Raw genomic sequence first — 16,669 nt, forward strand, 5'->3', positions numbered from 1 at the left:
ATCAATTTATCTCATAAATCTTACCCTTGTAAATAATCTTTTTCCTGGTTACGTCCAGACTTTTTAATTCAGCACTTTTTATTCTTCGTGAAGTACAATAAGGATTAACCATATATTTAATAATTTTCTCCCTGTCAGTGGAGTCTGATATCCAAAACAAGGCTTTATTGCCATATTTAATTGAAAGCACTTTATTTTTTCCTGAATCGTGTATTAAAACCTCATCCTTTTGATTATCTACAATCGTAAAGATAGCTCTTGCAATAAAAAACAAAAGAATAAAACAAATCAGTATCATCCTGTTTTCAAAATTGAATTTCAGTATAACAAACCTCAACCAATAGACAGACACAGATAAAATAAAGACTTCAACAAGATTCATCGGAATATTTTCAAAAAAAAGAGTATCGAAATCAGCAAACCAACGGATACTTGTAAGCAATCCGTTAATCATGATATCATATCCTTGGTTGATCAAATTAAAATCTATATTAAATGCAGCTAAAGCTGCAATAACAAAAGAGCATATAATAATAAGCTCTGAAAAGGGAATTACGATGAAATTAGCAACAATGGAAATAAATGAAAACTGATGAAAGTAGTATAAAACTAAAGGAATTGTTGCAAGCTGAGCAGAAACAGAAACAGATATCGTATTGAAAAGCAATTTTTTAAAATAGCTATCCTGCTTTGGAAAGCATTTTAACAATGGCTGATTCAACCAGAATATTCCTATGACAGCTATAAAGCTTAATTGAAATCCAATGGTAAATAACTGTTGGGAATCCATAAATAAAATGATAAAAGCGGACAAAGCTACAGAATGCAGTACATCTGGTTTTCTCTGGAGTAAAACATAGATAAAATAAACAGTAAGCATAATACATGCCCGCAGAACAGAATTTCCAAATCCAATAAACAAAGCAAACATCCATATAAATATTAAACTCAGTATTACTGTATATTTCCTGAATTTCAAAGGAAGGATCATTCTGAAAATAAAATAAAACAGACCAAAAACCACCATTATATGCGTTCCCGAAATGGCAAGAAAATGCACCAATCCTGATTTGCTGAAATCCTGTATTACCGCTGAATCCATTTCCGTTCGATCAGCAAGGATAATTCCCTTTAAAAACTCCCTGTTTTTAGGAGAGATATTTATTCCGTCAATTTTTTGCAAAACTTCAAGCCTTCTCTGCCGAATAGATTCCTTTAAACTCATATCGTTTCTGGCAACGGATAACAGTTCTCCCGATAGGTACATCTGGTACCTTATATTTTTGCGATTAAGGTAACCGGAATAATTAAATTGAAAATCATATACAGGAGGTTTCAATTCCTGAATAAAAACCCAGCCTTTATAATAGTAATCAAAGTTAAGCTGATGAACATTCTTAGGAATAAATAAAATTGACTTGATGTTTTTTCCTTCTGCCTGAGCAATAACCTCATATTTCTTGTATTTTTCAGTTGAGTTTAGCTTTCTGACTATTTTAAATGTTACAAGTTCCCTTGATTTCATTACATCAGAATTCAAAGGAAACGTATTCAATGAATGTAAAATAATGCCAAGAAAAAAGAACATCAACGCTAAAAAAATTGGTCTGACCCTATGGGAAAGATAGGACCGGAGAAACAAAGCGAGCAAAAGAACTGAACATAGAATTGTTACAATTACAATAAATCTCTTATCAAGTGATACATAGTCCTGAAAAAAGATTCCAAGAATAAAACATATAACAAGAATAAAAAGTGGCTGCTTATTCAATTCGAAAATTTGTGTTACTCAAAAATATTTATTGAGACAAAAATTAGCACATCAAAATTTCAGAATCTTTAAAAGACTATTAAATTCGTTTTAAAAAATAAAAATCGCAGAAAAAAATTCTACGATTTATGTTATTTATTATTGAATATTTCAAACTTTCAAAATCACATCTGCAGCATGATCACTTGCCCCGCTTCCACCGAGCTTTTCTTTTAAAAGAACATAATCATTCAATACTTGTGATCTTTTATTTCCATCCAGTATCTTTTTTAATTCCTCGATTAAATTTCCGGTGTTCAGATCATTTTGGATCAGCTCCTTTACAACCTCCCGATCCATAATCAAGTTTACTAAAGAAATATATTTTATATTTTTAACCAATCTTTTAGCAATAGCATAAGAAATCTTACTTCCCCGGTAACAAACTACTTCAGGAACATTCAGTAAAGCAGTTTCCAGTGTTGCTGTACCCGACGTTACCAAAGCGGCTTTTGAACATCTAAGTAAATCATAGGTTTTATTTGAAACAAAATGCACATTATCATCTACATAAGATTCATAAAAATCTTTTGGTAAACTTGGAGCTCCGGCAATCACAAACTGATACTCTTTAAAAGATGATCTCACAGAAAGCATCATTTCCAGCATTTTTTCAACTTCCTGCTTTCGCGAACCTGGTAATAAGGCAATAATTTCTTTGTCATTTAAGCCGTTTTCCTTCTTAAAAGCATCAATATCGATTTCCTGTAAGCTGGATATAGCATCTAACAGAGGATGCCCTACAAAATGGGAATGAACTCCATGTTTTTTATAAAAGTCTTCTTCGAACGGAAGAATGACCATCATTTCGTCCACATATTTTTTTATGATCTCTACCCTGCCTTCTTTCCATGCCCAAAGCTGTGGTGAAATATAATACACTACTTTTATTCCAAGTTCTTTGGCAAATTTGGCTATTCTTAGATTAAATCCCGGATAATCAATTAAGATTAAAATATCAGGTTGATTATTTTTAATGTCCTCTTTACAGAATTTAATATTATTTAATATCGTCCTGAGATTCATAGCAACTTCCAGAAATCCCATAAAAGCAAGATCACGGTAATGTTTTACAAGGGTTCCTCCCTGCTTAGCCATCAGATAACCTCCCCAGAATCTGAATTCAGCATCCGGATCTTTCTTTTTTAAAGACTTCATTAAATTACTCCCGTGTAAATCTCCTGAGGCTTCTCCGGCAATGATATAATATTTCATTTCTATAATAAGGATAGAGAACAAATTAAAACTTTGTTGGATCTTAATTTGTAAATTTGTTCAAAGATAATGATAAAAAATGTCAGAAGAATTTGAAATCAGAAATAAAGTAAACGAAAGCGGTCTTGTAAATTTTGATCTTGCCACGCTTCTTCCAAAAGGCACAAGAAAAGGAATCGACCTGAAAGATTTTCTTTTTCAGGAAATGATTTTGAAAGAAAAAGAATTTCGTGCACAGGTGGCCGCTATCAATACTGATGAATATAGTGATGCTTACATATACATTTACAATTCGGCAGATGCTATTGTTCCATTGTGGGCTTATTTTGTCCTTACAGCCAAACTTACTGATGTTGCAAAGAAAATAGTCTTTGGTAACCGTGAAGATCTTGAAGTTATTTTAATGCACAATGCAATACAGACTTATGACTTTGATGATTTAAGAGATAAAAGGGTATTGGTGAAAGGATGTTCGGATAAGGAAATTCCTGAGAATGCGTATGTAGAATTGGTAGAACAATTGAAGCCGATCGTAAAATCTCTGATGTTTGGCGAAGCATGTTCCAATGTCCCTATTTTAAAAAACTAAACTCGATACCAGCTGCTTAGAAAAAATAAAAAACTTTAACAGTAATTTTAGATTAAAAAAATTATTAGGGAATATTTTTTGATAACTTTGGTTTATTAACAATTTAAATAAACACAACATGAGTTTAATCGATTTGCTAACAGGAAACACAAGCAACCAGGTTGCGGTACAGGCAGAAAACAAATTTGGAATCAGCAAAAACCAGATTATTGCTTTGTTAGCTGTAGCAGCACCCCTAATTATTTCGTACTTAAGAAATAAATCTCAGGATTCTAAAGAAGCTGAAGCATTAAACAATGCTCTGGATAAAGACCATAACGGAAGTATCCTGGATGATGCTTCACAAGTTGAAGCAAGACACGCAGAAGGAGGCTCAATCCTTAGCCACATTTTCGGTAACGACAAACAAAATGTTGAAAATCAGTTATCACAAAATACGGGAATTTCCATTGATAAAATAGGTCCTGTTTTGGCAATGCTTGCTCCGGTTATTATGGGCTATATTGGCAAAGAAAAACAACAGAACAATGTTGGAGCAGGTGGATTGGGAGATCTATTGGGTGGAATTCTTGGAAATGCCTCTAATCAGGCACAGGCTCAGCAATCAAGTCCGTTAAATGACATTCTTGGTAGTGTTCTTGGCGGTGGCGGGCAGGCTCAATCGTCAGGAAATCCATTAAATGATATTTTAGGAAGCGTTCTTGGAGGAGGCCAAAAGCAACAACAAGGCGGACTAGGTGGTATCCTGGGAAGTATATTCGGAAAATAATTTAATTTGTATAAAAAAAAGACCGGGGATTTATTTCCGGTCTTTTTTATTCTGTTACTTCTTTGATTTTTCCTCCGAAGTTTCTAATGATTTAGAGGCTTTTCTTGGTCTTCTTTTTCCATAGCTGCCATTATTAATTTTACCTCTTCTTGATTTTTTGTCTCCTTTTCCCATAATAAATTATTTGTTGGTTACGTCTAATGTAAGAAAACTTGTAAAAAAGCACAAAATATTGCCGTTAAAATTTTTATAAAACCAGTATACAAAAGACTAAATTCTCACAAACAACCGGTTAAAAAAAGCAGAATTACATTTTGTCATTATTAACAAATAGCATATATTTTATTTAATTTCAAAAATTGAAATCATAATCATAGTAAATTGTATCAAAAAAATAAATTAACTTTGTGTATTCTTAAAATAAAATTTTCATGAAAAAAATAATCTCTACTACATTGGTTTTCGCAATTTCTATTTTTGCTGGTTCATTATTCGCTCAGCAAATTTCAAGTGAACAGAGAATAGCTTTTCAAACAGATAATATTGAAACATTTAAAAAAGCTTTTCCAAAAGAAGACTACGATAAATGTCTGGGAGAAAAAAATATCAGCTACAATCTTTTGGCGTACAGTGTAAGATTCGACAAAAAAAATATTTTTAATTATTTACTTACAAATAATGTAGACGTCAATAAAATCTGCAGCAATCTAAGTCCGCTTATGGCCGCAGCTAAATTTGGAAGACCTGACCTGGCTAAAATATTATTAAAAAAAGGTGCTTCAAAAAATCTGAAGAATGAAAACGGAGAAACAGCCAAAGACATTTCAGTAAAATATAAACAGGCGGCTCTTACAGAAATTCTAAAATAATTTTCTTAAAAAATATATTCAAAAACTTCCTTTGGGAAGTTTTTTTTATTTATAAGACTTTCAAAAATCTTATCTTTGCACTTTAAAATTCAGACCTTAATGAGTCTGGTATATAAAGTATAATATCTAACATCTAAAACTAATGTTTCGATCGCACACAAACGGAGAATTATCTCTAAAAAATCTTAATGAAGAAGTTACACTTTCAGGATGGGTACAAACTATCCGTGATAAAGGATTTATGATTTGGATAGATCTTCGGGATCGTTACGGAATTACACAATTGGTTTTAGACCAGGATCGCTCTTCAGCTCAATTAATGGAAGAAGCTAAAAAACTGGGACGTGAATTTGTGATTCAGGTTACCGGAAAAGTAATTGAGAGAGTAAGCAAAAATCCTAATATTCCAACCGGAGAAATTGAAATTTTAGTTGAAAAACTAAGCGTTCTTAATGACTCTCAACTTCCACCCTTTACAATTGAAGATGAAACAGACGGAGGTGAAGAATTAAGAATGAAATACCGTTATCTTGATATCAGAAGAAATCCGGTAAAAGATAAATTAATCTTCCGTCATAAAATGGCTCAGAAAGTGAGAAATTACCTTTCCGAAGAAGGATTCATTGAAGTAGAAACACCTGTTTTAATTAAGTCTACCCCGGAGGGAGCGAGAGACTTCGTGGTGCCAAGCAGAATGAACCCAGGGCAGTTTTACGCACTACCTCAATCTCCACAGACATTCAAACAACTTCTGATGGTAGGTGGAATGGATAAATATTTCCAGATTGTAAAATGTTTCCGTGACGAAGACCTGAGAGCAGACAGACAGCCGGAATTTACACAGATCGACTGCGAAATGGCCTTCGTTGAACAGGAGGATGTGATGAATGTATTTGAGGGAATGACCAAAACATTGCTCAAAGATATTACCGGGCAGGAATTCGGAGCTTTTCCGAGAATGACTTTTGCAGAAGCGATGCAAAAATATGGGAATGACAAACCGGATATCCGTTTCGGAATGGAATTCGTGGAGCTTAATGAACTGGTAAAAGGAAAAGATTTTAAAATATTTGATGATGCGGAATTGGTAGTTGGAATTAATGTTGAAGGCTGTGCAGACTATACCAGAAAACAGATCGACGAATTGGTGGACTGGGTAAAACGTCCTCAAATCGGAGCCTCAGGGATGGTGTGGGCAAAATTCCAGAATGATGGCGTAAAAACATCATCTGTTAACAAGTTTTACAACGAAGAAGACTTAACAAAGATCATTGAAAAATTCGGGGCGAAAGAAGGAGATTTGATGCTTATTCTTTCAGGAAATGAAAATAAAGTAAGAGCTCAGCTTTCCGCATTGAGAATGGAACTGGGAAACCGTTTGGGATTAAGAAAAGGAGATGTATTTGCTCCTCTTTGGGTAGTCGATTTCCCACTATTGGAATTTGACGAGGAAACTCAGAGATACCACGCGATGCACCATCCTTTCACTTCTCCTAAGCCGGAAGATATTCACCTGCTGGAAACTGATCCCGGAAAAGCCAGAGCAAATGCTTATGATATGGTTCTTAATGGAAATGAAATCGGAGGAGGATCAATCAGAATTTTCGACAGGGAACTTCAATCTAAGATGTTTGATTTATTAGGTTTTTCAAAAGAAGAGGCGGAAGCGCAATTTGGGTTCTTGATGAACGCATTTAAATATGGAGCTCCTCCTCATGGTGGTTTAGCTTTCGGGTTTGACCGTTTGGTGGCCATTCTTGACGGAAATGAAGTGATCAGAGATTATATTGCCTTTCCTAAAAATAACTCGGGACGTGATGTGATGATTGACGCACCGGCATCAATTGCTGATGCACAGCTGGATGAACTGGAATTACAATTAAATTTAAAAGCATAAATTAAAGCGAGGTTTTTACCTCGCTTTTTTATTTTATACTATCTGAGATATCAGTTTTGAAGTCACCTTTATCATATCTTCCCTGCCAGGTCCTGTAGAAAGATAACTCACAGGAATTTCAAGCTCATTTTCAAGAAATTGAATAAACTCCAATAATTCCTCGGGTAAAGAGGAAGGATCTTTACATTCTGAAAATTCAGTTTTCCATCCTTTCATCCGACGGAAAACCGGACGTGCTTCATCATCAGTCATTAAACCTGACACTACAGTCTGATCTTTGACTTTATAGTGAGTACATATAGCCACAGACTCAAAGCCATTCAAGACATCAGCTTTGGTAATGATCAATTGAGTCACTCCATTAATCATTACAGCATATTTTAAAGCAGGCAGATCCAGCCACCCTACTCTTCGGGGCCGTCCTGTATTAGAACCAAACTCATTACCTGTTTGCCTTATCTTCTCACCTGTTTCGCCAAAAAGCTCCGTAGGAAAGGCACCATTTCCTACCCTGGTACAATATGCTTTTGTAACCCCATAGATTTCGCCTACCTTTTTAGGCGAGACTCCCAAACCGCTGCACGCTCCTGAAGCAATCGTTGTAGATGATGTAACGTAAGGATAGGTTCCGTGATCTATATCGAGTAATGTTGCCTGTGCACCTTCTGCAAGAATTTTTCTTCCACTCTTGATCGATTCATTTAAAAACACTTCAGCTTCTATCCATCGAAATTTTTTCAGAAACTCTATAGCATCGAAAAATGTATCTTTCAGATCTGTTATCGGAGGAAGTATCTGACCATAATCTAACAGCTGCTGATAGTTTCTTTCTACAATATGATTTACTGTTTCATTAAAGTCGGATCTATCAATATCACCCACTCTTAGATTCTGCCGCAGAATTTTGTTCGCATAGGCCTGTCCTATACCATTTTTAGTTGTACCAATTGTATTATAGGATGAATTCTCTTCCATAAATACGTCCCTTAATGTATGTGTGGGTAACACAAGATGTGCCTTCCTAGATACAGCCAGGCGTTTTTCAACCTGAATATTCATATCAAAAGCATTTAGTTTCAAAACTTCCTGCTTGAAATTAACAGGATCCAATACGATCCCTGCTCCGATTACATTGTCTACTCCTTCTATAAATATTCCCGAAGGAAGAGTTTTCAATGTTATTCTTTTTCCATTTCGTTCAATACTATGTCCTGCATTTGCTCCTCCGTTGAAACGTGCGACAATGTCATAATTCCGACTGATCAGGTCAATGAATTTACCTTTCCCTTCATCTCCCCACTGTAATCCTAATACGATATCCATATTTTATAATTTATCTCTTTTTACAGAGCAAAACTATAGCATGAATACGAGGGGGCAATTGTCATTTGACAAGAAAGGGAAATCTATATTATATTTTTTCTGATCCGGCTGAATGAGGAGGGTGTAATTCCGAGATAAGATGCCAACATTGCCTGAGGAACACGGTTTGCCAATCCTGGATAATGATCCAGAAAATGAAGATACCTGGATTTCGCATCCAGGCTCAGCATCGTGCTGGCAACCTTTAGCTTATTCTCTGCTACAAAAGCATGCAACTTAGCGATCAGAACCGGCCAAACAGATATTCTGCTTTCTATGGCTTTAAAATGATTAAAATCTATGGCCCATAAAGTTCCATCCGTAATTGCTTCTATATACTCGTTAGAAGGGGTCTGATTAACAAAACCCTGAAAATCTCCGATAAACCGGCCTTCATAAATAAAATATCGTGTACAATCGTCTCCTTGTTTATTATAATACAATGAACGAAATACACCTTCTTTTACAAAAGCAATCATCTGGCTTATCCTGCCCGCCTCTACAAATACCTCTCCTTTTTGGATAGTTAGTTCCTGTACTCCAACAGCAATCAGGTCTTCCTCTTCTTCACTTAGTTCCGCGAATTTCCTTATGTAACTGAATAGCTCTTTCATTCTTTATTCATTAGTATTTTAAAGATATACAAATACTTTTTATTCTCAATTGTCAATTGAGAATAAAACAAAAACACATTTTTCTTTTTACATTTTATAAAATCATAATAAAGTACCACATTACGTAAATATTTTTCATACGGCACAATCATTGTACGTTATCTAAACAAACATAGTACAATGAAAGCAATCTGGAATGGCGCCATTGGCTTTGGCTTAGTAAATATCCCTGTTAAAATATATTCAGCAACAGAAACCAGCAAACTGGATCTTGACATGCTGGATAAATCTGACTTTTCTAATATTAAATTCAAAAGAGTTAATGAAAAAACAGGGAAAGAAGTAAAGTGGGAAAATATTGTGAAGGCTTACCTGATGGAAGACCGGTATATTGTTCTCGACGATGAGGATTATGCAGCGGCAAGTCCTGAAAAAAGCAAAATATTATCGATCGACCAGTTTGTAAAAGAATCTGAAGTAGATAGTGTTTATTTTGAAAATCCATATTTTCTTGAGCCCCAGAAAAATGGGGAAAATGCTTACAGGCTTCTCATGAAAGCTTTAACAGAAACCGAAATGGTAGGTGTAGGAACATTTGTATTGCGCGAAAGTGAAGCAATAGGTATGATCAGGCCATACAAAGAAGAGGTTCTTATTCTCAACCGATTACGCTTTGATCAGGAAATAAGAGATTACCATGATTTAAAAATCCCGGCTAAAAAAGCTCCTAAACCTGCAGAATTAAAAATGGCAGTAAGCCTTATTGAGCAGCTTTCCCAGAAGTTTGATCCTACGATGTATAAGGATACTTACTCTGAATCACTCATGAAGATCATTAAACAGAAAGCTAAAGGTAAGAGTGTTAAGGCTCAGAAAGCTGAACCTGCAAAAGAAGGAAAAGTAATTGATTTGATGGCTCAATTAAAAGCCAGTTTACAAAGTTCAAAATCTAAAAACGCATCCTGATGGCTCTTAAAGATTATAACGAAAAAAGGAAATTTAACGAAACAAGTGAGCCTAAAGGCAAAACAAAAAAGAGTAAGGATCAGCTTATTTTTGTCATCCAAAGACATGCGGCCTCACATCTTCACTATGATTTTCGTTTAGAGATGGAAGGGGTTCTAAAAAGCTGGGCAGTTCCTAAAGGTCCTTCATTAGATCCAAAGGATAAACGTCTGGCTATGATGGTTGAAGACCATCCTTATGACTATAAAGATTTCGAAGGAAATATACCCGAAGGAAATTATGGAGCCGGACAAGTCGAAGTCTGGGATAGTGGAACTTATGAACCTTTAGAGAAAGACAGCAAGCTTTCTGACGAAAAAGAATTGTTGAAAGAACTTCATTCAGGATCTTTGAAATTTATTTTACACGGTAAAAAGCTGAAAGGTGAATTTGCTTTGGTAAAAATGAAAAACACGGAAGGGAATTCCTGGTTACTCATAAAACATAAGGATGACTTTGCAGAAGCTGGCTATAATGCCGAAGACAATACCTCTCCCAAATCTTTGGTGACAAAATTCTTAGAGGAAAAAAAAAGCCCAAAAAACAACAAAAAGAAGTCATAACATCAAAGCCTGAATTTAAAAAATTCAATGCATTAGCTGATGAAAAGAAGCTTACCTCTTTCATTAAGCCTATGTTGGCGAAGTCCTATGAAAAAGCATTTGATTCCCCGGAATGGATCTTTGAAATCAAATGGGACGGCTACAGGGCTATAGCCGATCTGAGCAAAAATGATCCTTTATTTTATTCAAGAAACGGAATTTCTTTTTTATCAAAATTCAGAAAAGTTACCCAAGACTTTAGTCTTCAAAAGCAAAAAATGATTTTGGATGGAGAAATTGTGGCCTATGACGAAAACGGAAAGCCCAATTTCCAACTATTACAACAGATTGGTGATAATCCTGATCTCGCCCTTGTATATCAGGTTTTTGATCTGCTTTGGCTGAATGGTCATTCTACCGAACAACTCCCATTATTGCAAAGAAAAGAGCTGTTAAAAGAAGCATTGGTAGAAACAGAAATGATTAAATATTGTGACCATATCCCTGAAAATGGAATCAGTTTTTTCAATCAGATGGAAAAAATGCAACTTGAAGGCATGATCGCAAAAAAATCCGATAGCCAGTATGTTGAAAATCATAGAACTTCTGATTGGTTAAAAATAAAATTCACCAGTACTGAAGAAGTCATTATCTGTGGATTCACAGAACCCAGAGGTTCCAGAAAAGGCTTCGGAGCATTGATATTAGGAAAATATAAAGGTGGAGAGCTCATTTACTCCGGACATACAGGAACGGGATTCAATAGTGAATCTTTGCATCAACTTCATCAGCGTTTGGAAAAGTTAACCATAAAAAATTCACCGTTTGACAAGATCCCCAAAACCAATATGCCAGTCACATGGGTAGAACCGAAACTGGTTTGTGAAATCAAATATTCTGAAATCACCAAGGACGGAATTTTCAGACATCCTGTTTTTATCACGATCCGGGAGGATAAAAACCCGGAAGAAATCAATGATTCCGCCAATAAAGTGAACCAAAAAAATGAAAAACCTAAAAAAATGAAAGCCACCACATCATCAAAAAATACAGAAAAAGAAAAGGAAGTTACTTTAGATAAGCATAAAGTAAAATTGACAAATCAAGATAAAATATATTTTCCGGATGATGATATATCAAAAGGAGATGTAATTGAATACTATCAATCCGTTGCCAGATATATTTTACCGCATCTGAAAAACCGTCCGTTATCCTTAAACCGTTTCCCAAACGGAATTGAAGAACAAGGTTTTTATCAGAAAGATGCCAGTGACAATACTCCGGAATGGGTAAAAACAACACAGGTTTATTCTGAATCCAACGATAAGTACATTGATTATATCTACTGTAATGATAAAGCCACACTCGCTTATCTTAATAATCTAGGTTGTATAGATCTCAACCCTTGGAACAGTTCACTCCCTGATCTTGAACATCCCGATTATTTAGTGCTTGATCTCGATCCCTCTAAAAAAAATACATTTGATGATGTTATTGAAACCGCTTTACAGGTAAATGAAGTACTGAAGTCAATTAAAGTGAAAGGGTATTGTAAAACATCAGGAAGTACCGGAATTCACATTTATATTCCTATGGGAGGTAATTATGAATTCGATCAGGTAAAGGATTTTGCTCATATTGTCATGAAACAGGTCAATGAAAAACTTCCTAAAATAACCACCTTAGAAAGAAGCCTTCAAAAAAGGGATGATAAGAAAATCTATCTGGATTACCTTCAAAACAGAACAGGACAAACGTTGGCAAGTGCTTACAGCTTACGTCCAAAACCGGGAGCTTCGGTTTCTATGCCGATTGCATGGGAAGAATTAAAGCCCGGATTAAAACCTACAGATTTCAATATCCACAACGCACTTGACAGGATTAAAGAAAAAGGAGATTTATTTAAACCGGTTTTAGGAAAGGAAATAGATATGATGAAGGCATTAGATTTATTGCAGAATTTAGGATAAATCAACGCCTTGATGAAATAAAAAAACCTGCATTTTATCAATGCAGGTTTTTCATTATAAGGTTTTTAGTTATTATTAAATACATGTACATCCCTTTGTGGAAAAGGAATTTCAATTCCTGCCTTATCAAGGGCTGCCTTACAAGCTATAATCAATTCTTCATTCATTGCCCAGAAATTTTCATTAGTGGTCATTACCCTTACAGACAAATTCACTGCACTATCTCCTAGCTCGGTAACAACTACTTGTGGCGCTGGTTCCTTAAGAGCATATTCATTCTGATGTATTGCCTCCAGCAGTATTTCTTTAGCTTGCTTTAGATCTGCATTATAAGAAACTCCTATATCAAACCACGTTTTTCTTGTTCCCAACTGCGTATAATTGGTAATACTCTTGTTAGAGATTTCACCATTAGGGATTACGATCAACTGATTCTGAGGCGTAATAAGCCTTGTATGGAAAACGTCTATTGCATTTACCGTTCCGGATACTCCGGAACTTGCCGAAATAAAGTCTCCGATCTTAAATGGTTTTAATAATAAAATAAGAATGCCTCCCGCAAAATTCGTTAAAGATCCCTGTAAAGCCAATCCAACCGCTAATCCGGCAGCACCTATCATGGCGACAAAGGCTGAAGTCTGTACTCCTAATTGTGTAACCACTACAATAAAGAGCAGGATATTAAGTCCCCAATTGATAATATTTAATAAAAAAAGCTGTAAGGACGGCTCCATATTACGCCTTTTAAAGGCTTTTTCAACAAGTCTTTTAATCATCCTGATCATCCACGATCCTACCAGATATATCAGGAATGCTGAAATCACAGCTGTAATAATTTTCGGTGCCCATGCAATAGCTGAGGTCAAGAAGGTGTCCCACTGTTGTTGAACGTTGTCTAATTTTAAATCATCCATTTTTGTATTTATTTAAATTGATATGTTATTTTTCTGATAAATCCTGAAACGATCCACATACCATAAAAAAATTAACCTTAAACCCTGGTTTAAAGTAATCTATATAATAAAAAGTATTGGATAGCAGAACGACCTGTTCAGGTGCACTCAATGATCATTTTTCGAAATTTATTCAGGTAAAAGAATCATTTCAGATTTTAAAAATACTGAAAAAAAGAATGATTTCCAATTTCTATACCGTACTCCTTTTTTGAAAAAGAGTAGTCTTTTTGAGACTTAAAAATTAAAAATAAACAGATTTAAGAGTTTAATTAAAATTTATTTAGAAAAATAAAAATTCAGCGAAAAATATCATGGTAATTTTGCCACCATACTTTCAGGCAAAATTTTCAAAATAAAATAAATAATTTTCCATTTAAAATTCGGGACTATAGTAAATGAGCTCCCTGCATTGACCACAAATTCCGCAACATAATCCGGTTCCATTATCAGGGATTCCGTAAGCTTAAGACCTGTATTCATTTTAGTACGAATATATCCAATGACCAATGCATTGACAATAATATTTCTTGAAGATAATTCCTGTCGGAGACCGGCTAAATATTGTGTGAAGGCAGATTTTGTGCTTCCATATATAAAATTGCTTTTTCTTCCTCTTACTCCGGAAAGTGAAGAAAGTCCGATAATTCTCTCAAGGTTATTATTACTTTTGTCCATAGCAATAATATTAAGAATTGAAACCCCACCCATATAGTTTACCTGCATCATCTGGTATGCACCTTTAAAATCAAGCAAAGCATTTTGATTTTCAACCAGAAATCCGGCTGCATAAACTACAATAGCAGGTTTTATCACCAGGTTATCATAAAATTGCTGATGCGAAGCAAAATCGGAAGCATCAAAATATATAATCTTAATGTTCGCTTGATCTAATTGATTTTCTTTAACAAAATTTTCCAGCGAGTCCGTATTTCTGGAAGCCGCAATTACGGAGTATCCTTTTTGCAGATACTGCTTAAAAGATTGTTTTGCAACATCAGAATTTGCTCCTAAAATAAGAACTGTTTTGTGTATATTTTGCTTCATAGGACAAAGATAATTTAAAACTATAAAAATAGTAAGGATTTAATGCCAACAGGAATTTATTGGTTACCATTTTTGTCGGCTTATCTCTATATAAAAGACCGGCGCGGTGAACAAAGTTCGCCGCGCCGGTTATATTATCTTTTAAACTAAAAAATTATTTCTTTTCAGTATCAATTTCTTTTTTCTCAGCAGTTTTTTCAGCTGCTTTAGTTGCTTTTTCTCCAAAACGATTGTCTGTAAATTCTCTTGATACAGCCGCTTTTTCGAACTTTAACTTTCCTGATAATGTTTCAATAACAAAACCATCATCCTGGATTTGAGCAATTCTTCCATGAAGGCCTGAAGTTAGTACTACCCTGCTTCCTACTTTCAGATTTTCCTGAAAGGTTTTCTCCTGCTTCTGTTTTTTCATTTGTGGCCTTATCATTAAGAAATAAAAACCTACAAACATCACACCCATCATGATCAGCATCATTGAAGATGATCCTCCTGCCGGCTGTGCCTGTAAAAAAATGGTTAATGTATTCATTTTAATTAAGGTTGAATATTCGCAGTGAATGTTAATTTAATTGGAGATTTTTCTACGTTCGCATATACGTCAGCATATTTCTGAACATTTCCATCGAAACTTGAAGAATCAAAATGTAAGGTAATCTTTCCTTTTTTACCTGGTAAAATAGGCTCTTTAGTAAAGTCAGGAGCTGTACATCCACATCCAGGCTTAACTTCAGAAATTACCAATGGATTTTTACCTGTATTGGTTACTTCATAAACATGCTCTACTTTATCTCCTTTTTTGATATTTCCAAAATCGAAGTTGCTTTCAGATAAAGCAAGTGAAGTTGAAGGTTGGTTAGATTGAGCCGGAGTTGCCGCTTCTGTTGTTGCAGGAGCTACCGCAGAATCAGCGGGAGTTGTTGCAGCAGCAGAGGAATCTGTTGCTACAGATTCAGCAGTTTGAGCCTCTTTGTTTTCTTTTTTACAAGAAACTAAACCAAAGCCTATAATAGACAAAGCGATAATTGATAACGTCTTTTTCATGTTAAATTCTATTTTGATCTTTACAATATTTATCTAAAATTCCGTTAATGAAGATATTGGATCTGTCTGTAGCAAATACTTTAGCAATTTCAATATATTCATTGATAATAACTCTTGAAGGTGTAAAAGGAAAATTATCAAGTTCCGATATAGCGGTAGACAAAATAACTTTATCCATTAAAGAAACTCTTTCCAAATCCCAGTTTTCCAATCTTTCACTTAGTTTCTTTTCATTATTTTCCCAATTGTTCAAAGTATCTCTTAGAAGTTTAGCTGCAAAAGCCTTATCATCTTCATCCTTGATCATTTTGATTAATGTTCTGCTTTCTTCATCTTCTTTCAGAAATCCAATTGTCTTTTGAACCATTGAATTGGAAATGTGAATATCATCAGACCAGGTGAGTTCCTTGTCTCCAAGGTAATCATGAAAATCTTCATTTTCAGCGATATAGCGCAAAAATAATTTTCCGATAAACTTCTGGTCCTCTTCAAAAGAATATTCTTCTACTTTCATGAAATCCTGGTAACGTTTCCCTGCTGTAATTCTCTGGAAAGTTTTTACCAATAGATCATCATGTAAATCCCATTTCAATTCTTTATGTTGCCCTGTAAAGAATAGCCTCTCAGGGTTTTCCTCTAGTTTGATCAACACCTGATTGTTAATAAATTTCTGGTTGGGATTAATATCAGAATCTGTTTTCAGATATTTTTTCTTCCCAATTTCCATCTGGTTTTCAGCAAGCGCCTTTAGACCTACTAAAAAATTCAGTTGGTAAATATAGAGATGATAGATTTTCTCTATACCCGAAAACATGTTTTTCTCTAAAACATCAAATTTAATCGGATTCTGGTAGTATGAATACACATTTTCCACCACTTTTTCACGGATTTGTCTTCTTCCTAACATTCAAAGAGCTTTTTATGGGTGCAAAGATACAAAATTTAAAATTTATCGAATTCGTAGTGTGAAGGTATTTTTGTAATTT

At 34.7% G+C, this 16,669-nt stretch carries 17 protein-coding genes; 7 read left to right on the plus strand and 10 right to left on the minus strand.

Annotated elements, in window-relative coordinates:
• Position 1: 1 nt before the first annotated feature.
• On the minus strand, positions 2–1,525 hold the full coding sequence (locus MTQ00_RS13430) for a ComEC/Rec2 family competence protein (protein ID WP_273649651.1): 1,524 nt from the start codon (positions 1,523–1,525) through the stop codon (positions 2–4).
• Between the two features lie 396 nt (positions 1,526–1,921).
• Positions 1,922–3,025, minus strand: a complete 1,104-nt coding sequence (gene lpxB / locus MTQ00_RS13435; protein WP_273649653.1) for a lipid-A-disaccharide synthase — start codon at positions 3,023–3,025, stop codon at positions 1,922–1,924.
• 79 nt (positions 3,026–3,104) lie between these two features.
• Between lpxB and MTQ00_RS13440 the strand changes: the two genes are divergently transcribed.
• Complete coding sequence (locus MTQ00_RS13440; protein WP_172280757.1) at positions 3,105–3,614, plus strand: DUF2480 family protein; 510 nt, start codon at positions 3,105–3,107, stop codon at positions 3,612–3,614.
• Between the two features lie 118 nt (positions 3,615–3,732).
• Positions 3,733–4,383 (plus strand): DUF937 domain-containing protein, encoded by a 651-nt coding sequence (locus MTQ00_RS13445; protein WP_273649656.1) that lies wholly within the window; start codon positions 3,733–3,735, stop codon positions 4,381–4,383.
• A 54-nt stretch (positions 4,384–4,437) separates the two neighbouring features.
• On the opposite strand, the gene MTQ00_RS13450 is transcribed toward MTQ00_RS13445, so the two are convergent.
• The gene (locus MTQ00_RS13450; protein WP_172280761.1) at positions 4,438–4,557 is read right to left on the minus strand and encodes a 30S ribosomal protein THX; all 120 of its coding nucleotides are present in this window, start codon (positions 4,555–4,557) and stop codon (positions 4,438–4,440) included.
• 257 nt (positions 4,558–4,814) lie between these two features.
• Between MTQ00_RS13450 and MTQ00_RS13455 the strand changes: the two genes are divergently transcribed.
• Both MTQ00_RS13455 and aspS read left to right on the plus strand, forming a co-directional pair.
• Complete coding sequence (locus tag MTQ00_RS13455) at positions 4,815–5,252, plus strand: ankyrin repeat domain-containing protein (protein ID WP_172280763.1); 438 nt, start codon at positions 4,815–4,817, stop codon at positions 5,250–5,252.
• A 142-nt stretch (positions 5,253–5,394) separates the two neighbouring features.
• Positions 5,395–7,149 (plus strand): aspartate--tRNA ligase, encoded by a 1,755-nt coding sequence (gene aspS, locus MTQ00_RS13460; protein ID WP_273649659.1) that lies wholly within the window; start codon positions 5,395–5,397, stop codon positions 7,147–7,149.
• A gap of 33 nt (positions 7,150–7,182) precedes the next feature.
• Here aspS and MTQ00_RS13465 read toward each other — a convergent pair whose 3' ends face one another.
• Both MTQ00_RS13465 and MTQ00_RS13470 read right to left on the minus strand, forming a co-directional pair.
• A complete protein-coding gene (locus MTQ00_RS13465) occupies positions 7,183–8,472 on the minus strand; it encodes an adenylosuccinate synthase (RefSeq protein WP_273649661.1) in 1,290 nt (429 codons plus the stop codon).
• Between the two features lie 83 nt (positions 8,473–8,555).
• Positions 8,556–9,125: a Crp/Fnr family transcriptional regulator gene (locus MTQ00_RS13470; protein ID WP_273649663.1), complete on the minus strand. Its 570-nt coding sequence runs from the start codon at positions 9,123–9,125 to the stop codon at positions 8,556–8,558.
• Between the two features lie 180 nt (positions 9,126–9,305).
• Here MTQ00_RS13470 and ku point away from each other — a divergent pair, with 180 nt between their 5' ends.
• From ku to ligD, 3 genes are all read left to right on the plus strand, one after another.
• Entirely contained in the window at positions 9,306–10,091 is a 786-nt protein-coding gene (gene ku / locus MTQ00_RS13475) for a non-homologous end joining protein Ku (RefSeq protein ID WP_273649665.1), read from the plus strand.
• A complete protein-coding gene (locus tag MTQ00_RS13480) occupies positions 10,091–10,693 on the plus strand; it encodes a DNA polymerase ligase N-terminal domain-containing protein (protein ID WP_273649666.1) in 603 nt (200 codons plus the stop codon). The genes ku and MTQ00_RS13480 overlap by 1 nt, the downstream gene beginning before the upstream one ends.
• Positions 10,694–10,764: 71 nt before the next feature.
• Complete coding sequence (gene ligD / locus MTQ00_RS13485; RefSeq protein ID WP_273649667.1) at positions 10,765–12,642, plus strand: DNA ligase D; 1,878 nt, start codon at positions 10,765–10,767, stop codon at positions 12,640–12,642.
• A 65-nt stretch (positions 12,643–12,707) separates the two neighbouring features.
• Here the strand turns inward: ligD and MTQ00_RS13490 are convergent, their stop codons facing one another.
• The 5 genes from MTQ00_RS13490 to MTQ00_RS13510 all read right to left on the minus strand — a co-directional run bounded on the left by MTQ00_RS13490 (position 12,708) and on the right by MTQ00_RS13510 (position 16,590).
• Positions 12,708–13,556, minus strand: a complete 849-nt coding sequence (locus tag MTQ00_RS13490; protein ID WP_273649669.1) for a mechanosensitive ion channel family protein — start codon at positions 13,554–13,556, stop codon at positions 12,708–12,710.
• Positions 13,557–13,907: 351 nt separating this feature from the next.
• Positions 13,908–14,642 (minus strand): SDR family NAD(P)-dependent oxidoreductase, encoded by a 735-nt coding sequence (locus MTQ00_RS13495; RefSeq protein ID WP_273649671.1) that lies wholly within the window; start codon positions 14,640–14,642, stop codon positions 13,908–13,910.
• Positions 14,643–14,796: 154 nt separating this feature from the next.
• A complete protein-coding gene (gene yajC, locus MTQ00_RS13500; protein WP_172280780.1) occupies positions 14,797–15,171 on the minus strand; it encodes a preprotein translocase subunit YajC in 375 nt (124 codons plus the stop codon).
• A 5-nt stretch (positions 15,172–15,176) separates the two neighbouring features.
• On the minus strand, positions 15,177–15,683 hold the full coding sequence (locus MTQ00_RS13505; protein ID WP_273649674.1) for a DUF1573 domain-containing protein: 507 nt from the start codon (positions 15,681–15,683) through the stop codon (positions 15,177–15,179).
• A 1-nt stretch (position 15,684) separates the two neighbouring features.
• Positions 15,685–16,590, minus strand: coding sequence for a transcription antitermination protein NusB (locus MTQ00_RS13510; RefSeq protein WP_172280784.1), 906 nt, complete (start codon positions 16,588–16,590; stop codon positions 15,685–15,687).
• Positions 16,591–16,669 lie beyond the last annotated feature (79 nt).

It is taken from the genome of Chryseobacterium sp. B21-037, assembly GCF_028570785.1.
Lineage (GTDB): Bacteria > Bacteroidota > Bacteroidia > Flavobacteriales > Weeksellaceae > Chryseobacterium > Chryseobacterium proteolyticum.